General features: G+C 68.5%; 7 protein-coding genes. 1 reads left to right on the forward strand and 6 read right to left on the reverse strand.

The window, feature by feature from the left end; translation table 11 throughout:
- Positions 1–397 precede the first annotated feature (397 nt).
- The 4 genes from P3102_RS22880 to P3102_RS22895 form a co-directional block, all read right to left on the reverse strand.
- Positions 398–1,927, reverse strand: coding sequence for a S8 family peptidase (locus tag P3102_RS22880; protein WP_276361629.1), 1,530 nt, complete (start codon positions 1,925–1,927; stop codon positions 398–400).
- 27 nt (positions 1,928–1,954) lie between these two features.
- Positions 1,955–3,415 carry a trypsin-like serine protease gene (locus P3102_RS22885; protein WP_276361630.1) on the reverse strand — a complete coding sequence of 487 codons (1,461 nt, stop codon included), beginning with the start codon at positions 3,413–3,415 and terminating at the stop codon, positions 1,955–1,957.
- 27 nt (positions 3,416–3,442) lie between these two features.
- Positions 3,443–4,969 (reverse strand): S8 family peptidase, encoded by a 1,527-nt coding sequence (locus P3102_RS22890; protein WP_276361632.1) that lies wholly within the window; start codon positions 4,967–4,969, stop codon positions 3,443–3,445.
- 239 nt (positions 4,970–5,208) lie between these two features.
- Positions 5,209–7,974, reverse strand: coding sequence for a LuxR family transcriptional regulator (locus P3102_RS22895; protein WP_276361634.1), 2,766 nt, complete (start codon positions 7,972–7,974; stop codon positions 5,209–5,211).
- Positions 7,975–8,252: 278 nt separating this feature from the next.
- On the opposite strand from P3102_RS22895, the gene P3102_RS22900 reads away from it, so the two are divergent.
- Complete coding sequence (locus tag P3102_RS22900; protein WP_276371305.1) at positions 8,253–9,224, forward strand: anti-sigma factor RsbA family regulatory protein; 972 nt, start codon at positions 8,253–8,255, stop codon at positions 9,222–9,224.
- 323 nt (positions 9,225–9,547) lie between these two features.
- On the opposite strand, the gene P3102_RS22905 is transcribed toward P3102_RS22900, so the two are convergent.
- Both P3102_RS22905 and P3102_RS22910 read right to left on the reverse strand, forming a co-directional pair.
- Positions 9,548–9,982 (reverse strand): hypothetical protein, encoded by a 435-nt coding sequence (locus P3102_RS22905; protein WP_276361635.1) that lies wholly within the window; start codon positions 9,980–9,982, stop codon positions 9,548–9,550.
- Positions 9,979–11,202 (reverse strand): hypothetical protein, encoded by a 1,224-nt coding sequence (locus P3102_RS22910; protein WP_276361637.1) that lies wholly within the window; start codon positions 11,200–11,202, stop codon positions 9,979–9,981. The genes P3102_RS22905 and P3102_RS22910 overlap by 4 nt, the downstream gene beginning before the upstream one ends.
- Between the last annotated feature and the right edge of the window lie 74 nt (positions 11,203–11,276).

Raw genomic sequence — 11,276 nt, forward strand, 5'->3', positions numbered from 1 at the left:
ACCGGCACAGCCGACGAGACCAGACCCTTAACCCTGCCCGAAGTACGTGAAAGCTTCTATTCTGCCTTCAACGTAAGTATTCAAGACACTCCTGGCCCTAGCCGTCCTCACCACTCATGACCCCTGGAACCCCCAACCGGGCACCTGAGAAGCTTTGAACGTCCCTTGTGGACAGTTGAAGCGAGATCGGCCTGTCCGGCCCACGGCCCGGGATCGCAGGTCCGTGAAGGCCTCCTTGAGGGACCCTGGGTCCTTCAAGGAGGCCTTCACGGACTTCGAGACCCGGCGCGGGCGTCCCACTGGCACCAGGGAGCACATCCGAAGGTAGGCAAGGAGGCCGCGAGCGACGAAATGGGGCCGGTCGTCGAGACCGGCCCCACTTCTCATCCCACCCTGGTCAGAACGTGATAGCGAATCCGTCGATCGAACCGGTGTCGAACTGGTAGACGTCCTGGACGCTCAGCTTCCAGGCCCCGTTGGCGTTCTCGCCGGAAGCATCGACCGTGTAGGTCTCGTGCACCCCGGCCCAGCTGCCCGTGCCGCCCGCCTTCTTCAGCCGATAGGTGGTGCCGCTGGGCCCGATCAGGCTCACCGCCAGATCAGCCGAATAGGTGTGGCTGATGTCCACCTTCACCGGCAGCGTCGAGGATGCCTTCCCGTCACATCCTTCCTGTGTGATCGAGCTCGTCACCGCGGCACCGGCGTCCGGAATCGCCACCGGGGCGGTGTTCGACTTCGGGCCACACGTCGGTTCCGGGCCGCCGCCACCGATGAACGACACGTTCAGCAGTTTGTTCGGCGAGCCATTGCCGGGATTCTTGACGACCGCGTCGGAGGCGTTGCCGACCAAGGCGTCCCGCACCTGCTTCGGCGTCGCGGACGGGTTGGCCGCCAGGTAGAGCGCGGCGGCACCGACGACGTGCGGCGTCGCCATCGAGGTGCCGTTCATGACCGCCGACCCGCCGTTGCTCGGGCTCAGCGACGTGATGTCGGAGCCCGGCGCGAAGATGTCCGTGCACGAACCGTAGTTCGAGAACGACGACCGGTTGTCGCTGGAGTCCGTGGCGTTCACCGTGATGGCCTCGGGAACCCTGGCGGGACTGGTGTTGCAGGCGTCGGTCGACGCGTTGCCGGACGCGACGCCGTAGACGACACCCGACGCGATCGACTTCTTGAGCGCGTCGTCGCCCACACCGGGCGCGTCCATGGTGAGGCTCATGTTCGCCACGGCCGGCTTTTTCGCGTTGGCGGTGACCCAGTCGACGGCGTCGATGATGCCCGAGTCCGGTCCGGAGTTGTCGCAGCCGAGTACCTTCAGCCCGACGATCTTGACCTTCTTGGCGACACCGTAGGTCTTGCTGGCGATGGTGCCCGCCGTGTGGCTGCCGTGGCCGTTGCAGTCCTTGCCGTCACCGCCCATGAAGTCCTTGCCGAGACTGGCCCGGCCTTCGTACTCCGGGTTGTCGGGGTTGATGCCGCTGTCGAGGTCGTACGCGGTGACGCCCGCGCCGCTGTTGTTGTAGGTGTACTTCTTGTCCAGCGGCAGGGTCTTCTGGTCGACGCGGTCCAGGCCCCACGTCGGGTTCGTCTGCGTGTCGGCGCCGCGGGCGGTGCCGTCCTGGTAGACGGTCTTGACCGACGGATCCGCCGCGAGCCGCCGGGCCTGCTTCTCGGTCATCTTCTTGACCGAGAAGCCGTTCAGCGCAGCGGACCAGGTGGACCGCACCTCGCCGCCGAAGCGTCCGGTCAGCGACGACGCGGACGCCTGCGCGGTCGCGACGCCGTTCTTCAGCACGACGATGTATTGCTCGCCGTAGTGCTGTTTCGCTTGAACCACAACGCCTTCGGCTTCGGCCGCCACGGCGTTTCCGATGCCCAGCGCCAGTAAGGGGGTCAACGCGCCCAGGGTCAGCAGTAATTTACGCATGGTTTGCCACCTCGGTGATGAGTACGGTCACTGGACGGTGAGCGTGTACGTGGCGGTCGAGGTCTTGCCCGAGCCGTCCTTCGCCGTCACGGTGATGGGATAGGTACCCGCCTGGAACGGCGCGAAGATCTGCATCGTCGAGCTGCCACCGCTGGAGATGCTCTGCGGGTTGAAGAACGGCGCGATCGGCAGGCCCGAACCGGAGGCCGACAGGGTGATGGAGCCACTGCCGCCGGTCGCGGAGACGGTCGCGCTGACCAGCGAACCGGCGCGCGCGGTGCCCGAGGCGGGGTTGAGCGTCACCTTGAGATCGCCCGGTTCGGTGCCGCCCTTGCCGACGGTCAGCGTCAGCGTGGTCGTCGCGGTGTCGGTCGTTCCCTTGCCGGACACGGTGATCGGGTAGTTCCGTTCGGGCGTTCCCGCCGCGGTCTCGATCGTCAGCTTCGCGGTGTCACCGGACATGATGGACGACGGCTGGAAGGTCGCCTTGGCGCCGTCGGGCAGCCCGGACGCGGTCAATTCGACGTTCTCGCTGCCGTTCTTGCCCGCCTTGCTCGTGATCGACGCCGACACGTACCTGCCGGGGTCGGCCTTCACCGAACCCGGCGAGGCCGCGAGGGTGAACTTGTCGGTGCTGGGCACCTCGCCGATCTGCTGCTTGACCCAGTCGCCCATCTCGTTGTTCAGGCGGCTGTAGACGCTGTACCACTTGAAGTCGCTGCGGCTCCACGACGTGATGCCGACGACGACCCCGTCGACGATGAACGGGCCACCGCTGTCCCCGGGCAGCACGGTCTTGCGGCCGTCGGAGTACCCGGCGCAGATCATCGTCGCCGGGTCGACGCCGTTCTCCACCCCGGTGCACTGATTCGGGTCGACGATCGGCAGCGTGAGCTTCTGCAGCGTGACGTCGGCGGGGCTGTCGTTGTAGCTCTTCTTGCCGTAGCCCAGGCTGAAACCGTCCTTGCCCGGCGTCTCGAGGCCGGTGTCGGCGGAGGTGGCGACCTTCGCGTAACCGCCGGCGGGGACGGGGATGTCGGCGTCGGTGGTGATGATCGCGACGTCGTAGCCGTTCCAGGGCTGGGTGAACTTCGGGTGCAGCTGGTAGTCGACGGCCTTGAGCTGGGTACCGCCGGTGCTCACCAGATCGTCCAGTCCATAGAGGACGGACTTCTCCCCGGCCAGTTCCTTGCAGTGCGCCGCGACCATCACCTTGCGGGGCGCCACGACGGAACCACTGCAGCTCTGCCCCTTGGGACGTGAACCGCCCTCACGCAGAGCCGCGATGGCGAAGGGGTGGTCCTTCACCGAAGCGGGCACCCCGCCGATGCCCTGGGCATGGGCTCCGTCGGGAAGCCGGACGTCACCGGTGGGAGCGATCGCCGAGGCGGTCGGCTGGGGCGCCGCCCCGGCGGTTCCGCCCGCCACGGGGATCGACAACGTCGCCACACCCAGTGCCAGCAGGCCGAGGACTCTTTTTCTCTTCACGGTATTTCCTTTCAGCAGGGAGGGAAATCAGAAGGTCAGGCCGAAGCTGTCGAGCACGCCGGTGTCGAACCGGTAGACGTCCTGGACACGCAGCTTCCAGTCGCCGGAACGGTTCTCGCCCGAGGTGTCGACGGTGTAGGTCTTGGAAAGGTCGACGGTGCCTTCGCCACCCGCTTGCTCGAGGTTGACGACCTTGCCGCTCGGCGTGACGAGGTCGATCCTGAGATCGCCCGTGTACGGGTGTTTGATCGCCACGGCCACCGAAGTGCCGGAGGTCCCCTTCGCGTCGCAGGAACCGATGGTCACGGTGCTGCTCACGGCTTCACCGGCGTCCGGGACGGCCACGTCGTCGGTGCTGGTGCCGCCCGCGCAGGACGGCGGGTTCGGCGTGCCTCCACCGAGGAAACCGGTGTACAGCAGCTTGTTCGGCGATCCCTTGGCGTCGGAGATCTTGCCGGGGGTGGCGTTGTCGAGCAGTGCCTTGCTCACCTGCTCGGGGGTGGCCGACGGGTTCGCGGTCAGGTAGAGCGCGGCCGCGCCGGCGACGTGCGGGGTGGCCATCGACGTGCCGCTCATCTGCTGCGTGCCACCGCCGTTGCGGGTGGAGGTGATGTTGCTGCCCGGTCCGAACAGATCGGTGCAGGTCCCGTAGTTCGACGACTGCGAAGAGTTGAAGATCGACCGCTTGTCCTGGATGTCGCTCGCGGCGACCGTGATCGCCTCCGGCGTCCTGGCCGGCGAGACGTTGCAGGCGTCCTGCCCCTCGTTGCCCGCCGCGACCGTGACGGTGATCCCGGCCTGGACCGCGCCGCGCACCGCCTGGTCCACAGTGGACGTCACACCGCCACCGATGCTCATCGTGAGCACCGCGGGCTTCTTGGCGTTCTTGGTGACCCAGTCGATACCGGACACGATCGTCGACCACGGCGCGCTGGAATTGCAGCCGAGCACGCGGACGGCGACGAGCTTCACGCCTTTCGCGACACCGTAGGTCGTGCTGCCGACGGTGCCGGCGACGTGTGTGCCGTGGCCGTGGCAGTCCACGGCGTCGTTGTCGTTGTCGACGAAGTCGTAGCCGCTGCTCGCGCGTCCACCGAACTCGCTCTGCCGGTAGTCCGTCCCGGTGTCGAGCACGTAGACCGTGGCACCGTCGCCTTTATCGGCATAACCGTACTTCTTGTCGAGCGGCAGATCCTTCTGGTCGACGCGGTCCAGGCCCCAGGTGGGATCGTTCTGGATGTCGGTGGCGTGCGCGACGCTGTCCGGTTCGACCGAAGCGACGGCCGGATCCGCGGCCAGCCGCCGAGCCTGAGCCTCGGTCATCCGTCCCGCGAAACCGCGCAGCGCCGAATCATAGGTGCGGGTGACCTGACCACCGTATTCCGCCGCCAGTGACCGAGCCTCGGCGGCGGGCGACGGCCCGGTTTTCAAGGTGACGAGGTAGGAACCTGGAATCGCGTCCGGCGTCCACGCCTGGACGATGGCTCCGGCGGGCGAGGCGAAGGCGGGTGGTGCCGACAAACCGAAGACGAGCGCCAGGCCGGCAAGGACCACAGCCCTTCCTGGTCGAAGACTTTCACGCATCGAGTCACTCCTGAAAGTGGGGAAATCAACACCGGGAGACGGTGCAACAACAATGAGTTCTCCGAGAGACGAGAACAATAAGTATCACGCCCGGCAGGCTACTCAATTAACTGTTCGCGTCCGGATAATCAGTGCCGTAAGACCATTGAATAAGTGACCTCATCAAAGGAAAAGTACGTGTCGAGGCCACCTCGTCGCCATTCGCCGGCTCAGGAGCGTGGCATGCCGTCGAGTTCGCGCGACAGATGTTCGCCGAGCACCGCGCGGGAAGGCAGCTCGAGCTTGTTCAACGCCCGGCTGATATGGACTTCGACCGTCCGCGCGGACAGGAAGAGCCGCTCCGCGATTTCGCGGTTGCTGAGATTCTGGGCGGCCAGGCGAGCCACCTCGAGTTCGCGCGGCGACAAGGCCTGGCCATAGCCACGGCGACCACGCGACGGAGTGGTGGGATCGTGGCGCGCCAGGGTCCGACGGCATCGCTGCGCGTCGGTGACGGACTTCAGGGAACGGTAGATGGTTTCGGCCGAGGTCAACGCGCCCAGCAGTTTCCGATGGTCACCGAGTGCGGCGTAACACTCGCCGGCGAGTTCGCTCGCCCCGGCGGCGGCATGGGGGCGCGGCAAAGCCTGATAGGACAGCGCCGCCTGCCTGAAGAATTCGACCGCGTCGGCAGGGCGGGCCCTGGCGAGCAGACCCCGGCAGAAGAGAGCCGCCGCGTGGGCGAGCGGCGCGTCCCGTCCGGCGATCCCTTCCCCGTACTCGGCCACCAGCCGCTCCGCCGCGTCACTCTCCCCTCGGGCGAGGAGGACCTGGACCGCGGGCGGGAGAAGTTCCGCCCCCCAGACCCAGTTGTTCTTCCGGCGCACACTTTCGAGCCCGCTCTCCACGAGCCGCGCGGCGACGGCAAGTTCCTTGGCCGCCAGGAGAACGGCCACCCTCCCCGCGAACGCCGACGCCCGCTGTGGCACGTTCCCGGCCGCGAGGGTGAAGGCGGCGTCGAAGTTCCGTGACGCCTCTTTGCGACGTCCGTTGCCCAGTTGGTACCAAGCCAGCGCGAGCAACGGTTCCGCGGCGAGCGAACTGTCCCGGCCGACGCGGCCCACCAGTCCGAGGACTTCGGTCTCCACCTCGGGCCAGATACCCGTGGCGACGTCGAGCCGGAGAGCCGTCCCGGCCGCGAGCGCTTCCAGGTAGGGTTGCTCCTCGTCGTGGACCAGCCGCCGGGCGGTGGCGAGATAGGTCCTCGCCACCGGGTAGTACCCGTTCCAGGCGGCCGCGTCGGCGAGGTTGACGTAGGTCCGGCTGACCTGCCTGCGCACCTCGGCGGACCGGGGCGAGGCCGGAAGCGTGCCGACGTCCTGCCAGACGCCGGGGTCGGCCACCTGCATCCGGCCGGACACCCGGTTCGCGGTCACCGCGGCGAGCAATTCGACGTCGCCGGTGCCCTTGCTGGCCCGTTCGGCCTGATCCAGCCGGCGCAGGTTCTCCTCGACCGGCACCGGCCCGATGTGCGGAAGCGCCAAGGTGATCAGTCCACGGGCGAGAAGCGCCTGCCGTCCGTCCAGATCCGCGATGGCCAGCTCGATCTCGGAACGGCCCGCGTCGACCTGCCCGACCTGATTGATCAGGACCCGGCCGAGGTTGATCCGGATCTCGCCGCGAGCGGCGTCGCTCAGCGGCCAGTCGTGCGCCGCCGTACGCAGCAGCCGCAACGTGGACTCGCCGATCAGACCGTACGCGGTCTGCCGGCTGAGACGAACGGCGAAGTTCTCCTTGCGCGCCCGGGAGAGCGCGGGGTCCCTAAGCGCGGCCTCGAGCAGCCGTACCGCTTCACCCGGCCGGCCCTCGGCCGCCGCCTGGTCCACGGATTCCGAGACGTACCGTGCCCATTCGTCGAGCTCACCGGCCTCCCGATGGTGGTACGCGACCCTCCGCGGTTGCGGCTCGTCCGCACAGGCGAGCAGCCGCGCGGCGCCCGAGTGCAGCTGCGACCGCCGCGGGCCCGGGATGGCGGCGTCGACCGCGTCGGCGACCAGCGGACTGCGCACCGCGTAGCGATCGTTGCCCAAATCGCGCAGGAACCCCGCCGCCATCGCCTGGAGCAGGTCGTCGACCATGCCGGTGGCGTCCGAGCCCGCCACGGCGGCGAGCGCCTCGCCGCCCGCCGGCCTGCCGAGGGTCACCGCGGCGGAAACGATCGCCGCGGCGCCGTGCTCCAGCACGGCGAACCGCGCGGCGAGTTCTGCCGCCCAAGCGGCGGGGACGACCTTCTCCACAAGCTTCATGGCCGCCGGCACGTCGAGTCCGGAGATCGCTTCCAAGACCGCGGTGACCGCCGCGGCCACCCCGCCGGTTCGGCGATGGACCCGCTGGGCGAGCTCACACGAACCGGTCTTCTCCACGACGTCCGCGATCCGCAACGGCTTCAGGACGTGGCGAGCCGTCACCCCGGACCGGGGAGGCCACCAAGCATCGCGAAGGGTCCGTTGCTGCAACCGGAGCGCGGAACCGGTCACGACGGCCAGCCGTTCGGACGGCCGGGCCGCCAGCAGGCGGAGGAAGTCCTGGGTCTCCTCGTCGGCCTGGTCCGCGTCGTCGACGATCAGGAGGGCCCGCTCCGGCAAGGTCAGCAGTTCGCGGAGCGCACGGTGCACCAGATGGCGATCGGAGCCGAGCGGCTCGGGCAGGACGGCGCTGAATTCGGGGAGCAAGGGGCGCAGTACCCCGGCGAGCGGCGACAGGCGACCGGCCGGCCCCGTCCACCTGTCCGCGGCGGCACCCAGCGCGTCGAGCAGGGGCGCGAGCGGCACCGGATCGCGCTCTCGTACGCAGCGGAACTCGAGCACGGTCCGCTCCTGAGCCGCGGACCGCGCCACCCGGCGGAGGAGGTCCGTCTTACCGGATCCGGGTTCGCCTTCGACCACGATGAAGGCGAACGGCTTGGCGATCTCCCGTTCCACCCAGGACAACTCCACCACGGCGCCCCTTACGTCAGCGTGAACGACCCCGGCTCGGCAAGCATCACCCCGGACCACAGCGGTCGCCAGCTTGTGGGCAATAAGTCGGGGCACGTAGTGAATGCGTCCGGTCCGCATATCCGAGGGCGGACGTACCCCGGCACCGCTGCCCCTAGAATGGGTGCGGAGAAGTCGGCGACACGGTCAGTGGGAGCTGGATTTGGACATGCCGGTGAGACCGGGAACGGGATGAGCGCGCTGTGCGTCAACCGCGCGAACGCGGGTATCCGGTCACGGTGAAGGCGACCAAGACGGCGACGGGCACCGACCCGTTCGTCCACCCGGCGCTGTTCTACCGGGGACCGGACGACTATCTGGCGGGCACTGTTCCGTTCATCTTGCGGGGCTTGGAGAGCAGCGAACCGGTCGCGGTCTCGGTGCCCGGCCCCAACCTCGAACTGCTGCGGGCCGCCTTGGGCCCGGACGCCGAGCGGGTCCTGCTGCTGGACATGACGGAGGAAGGCCGCAACCCCGGCCGGATCATCCCCGGTGTCCTCCGGGCCTTCGCCGACGAGCACACCACTCGGCGGGTCCGCATCATCGGTGAGCCCATCTGGGCGGAACGGTCCGAGCTGGAATATCCGGCGTGTGCCCAGCACGAGGCCCTGATCAACCACGCGTTCACCGGCCGCGAAGTCACCATTCTCTGCCCCTACGACGTCACCCGCCTGGACGCCCGCGCCCTCTCCGACGCCAAAGCCACCCATCCGGTCTTGATCGACTCCACCGGAGAGCGAGCCAGCACCGGCTACGACCCCGACCGCATCATCACTGGGTACAACACCCCGCTGCCCGAACCGCTCCCGATCGAGCCTGCCGGGTACAGCGTCATCGACGCCGTCACCGGCGAGGCGGCTTCCCTGGCTCAAGCCCGCGCCGTTGCCCGTGCGCAGGCGCGGCGTGCCGGCCTCACCGACGATCAGGTGGCGGACGTCCAGCTCGCGGTCGCCGAACTCCTGGCCAACAGCGTGGATCACGGTGGCGGACGAGGACGGCTCAGCATCTGGTCCGAGGCGGGCGGGCTCGTCTGCGAGGTCCACGACACCGGCCACCTGACCGATCCGCTGGCCGGACGGCGGCCCGCCTCCCCCGAGCAGCGACGCGGCCGCGGGCTCCTGCTGGTCAACCACCTGGCCGACCTCGTACGCGTCCACACCGGCCCACAGGGCACCACGATCCGCGTCTGCTTCACCACCAAGCGTCACTGAGCCCCGACACGGTTCGCGCGTGCAGCCGTTTCGAGTGGGGCGGGAGGGTTGTGACCTCGGAGGTGGGTGAGCGGGGCCGAGAGTGCCGGTCGGGCTTCGTCGGCTGCGCCGGTGCGCCGGGAGTACATGAAGGCCCCCTTCCTTGCGCTAGGCCTAGCGCAAGGAAGGGGGCCTTCATGTACTCCCGGCGACAGAGAACCACGGCGGCGACGTAGCGGGCACTGGGGTCGTGATGTCCCTTGTGGACTGTTGAAGCGACGCCGTGCGAACGGACAGCGTTCCTTGCCCGAAAGGGCACCGGTCCTTTGTGGATGCGGCGCGGCTCAGAGTGGCTCCAGATAAGACCTGTCGGACCAATCGTCGTCCTCATCGTCACGAGGCGGCCGGCTGGGGGCCGGCGTGTCCCGCGCCACCGCGGAAAGCTCTTCGAGTTCGGCGACGGCGGCGTCGACGTCCATCGTCGCCAGTTCGCCGACCTGCCGTTCCAAGGACGTCCAGGCTTCCGCGGTCAGGCGTCGCCGTTCCTCGGCGGGCAGCGCGTCGATGACCTGCCACCAGCCTCGCGCCTCCTCGACGAACTCGTCCAGCACCGGGCCGTGCGCCAGCAGCTCGCAGGGTCGCCGTCGCCCGGCGACGACTTCGCCCGCGAAGTCCCCGGCGGCGCCGCCGGTCGCCGCCAGCAGCCGCATGACCGTCTGCCGCGCCCGGTCCCCTTCGGCGGAGTCGAACGGATCGTGGATCGCGTGCCCGCCCGTCACAGCAGCACCCGCTTGCGCTTGGCCGGGCACTCGGCGTCCCGGTGCTCGTAGCCCTCCGGCCACTGCGGCGGGTCACCCATCGCGATGGTGGTTTCCAGCACCTCGTCGAGGGCCTTCTCCCCCGCGAACATGTGCGCCAGCCCGTACGCGGCGCTGATCAGCGTCTGAATGATCCCGACGATCTCGTTGAAGGACAGCACGAGGTGGATGATGTCCAGCAGCTCGCCTTCCTTCACGACTTCGACGAGCTTGCCGCGACGGCCGAGCTGGGACAGCGCTTCGCTGATCACGTCCACGACGCGCATCCCTTTTTCCAGGCCGAGTTTCTTGCCCTTGGTGAGGATCAGCAGCGCGATGTCGATCGCCGAGCTGTAGCCGTGCCGGATCTCCTGCATCAGGTGGTAGGCGAGCTTCGCCAGCGCTTGGATCGCCAGGCTCGCGCCACGGAAGTACTGAGCCAGCCGCAGCAGACTCGACCGATAGGTGGCCAGCCAGTTCTTCGCCCGATCGGCGCCCTCCCCTTCCCAGGCCCCCTGGATCCCGAACCGGCCCTGGTCGATGTTGGCCGCGGTGTTCTCCAGCCCCAGCGCGGCGTCGTCGTAGAGCACCGCCTGCCGCTGCAGCACGGTCCAGTCGCCGACGAGCAGGTCGGCGATCATGGTGATGAAGTCCTTGTCGGAACCGGTGAGCATCTTGATCACCTCGGCGACGTCGCCGAGGGAACCGCCCAGATCGAGCAGCTTCTCGCGCTCCGCTTCAGCTTTCACCGGCCACCAGGTCGGGTCGGCCACGGACGCGGGATCGGGTCCGCCGTAGCCCACCGGGACGGCGTCGCGGAACGACGCGGCACCGGCCGGATCGCGCACTTCGTCCACCGGGACCCGTGCGGCGTCCGGCTCCGGATCGAGCCGGTCCAGCACTTCCGCCGCCCGCGCGTTCACCACGCCGTACCAGTGCGCCACACAGCGCAGTTCGTGTCCGCCGCCCGCGGCGAGGTCGGCCGCGAACCGCGTCTGGCTCAGCGCCGTGCGCTGCCACTCGTCCAGTTTCGGCCAGGCGGCGGCGAAGAAACCCTCACCGCTCTCGGTGTCGAATCCGGCTCCGGCGCCGACCAAGCGGTCGAACCACTGCCGATAGGTGTCGACGCCCGCGCCCGCCCGCAGGACGAGGTCGCCGAGAGCGCGCACCGCGGCCGGTTCGACCGAGAACCCCTGCCCCATTCATCCCCCTGTTGCTCCGAAGTATCCCTTCGACGTAACTGGAGTTTGACAGGTTGCCATCAAATGTCACATCA

The sequence above is a fragment of the Amycolatopsis sp. QT-25 genome (assembly GCF_029369745.1).
In the GTDB taxonomy this organism is placed as follows: domain Bacteria; phylum Actinomycetota; class Actinomycetes; order Mycobacteriales; family Pseudonocardiaceae; genus Amycolatopsis.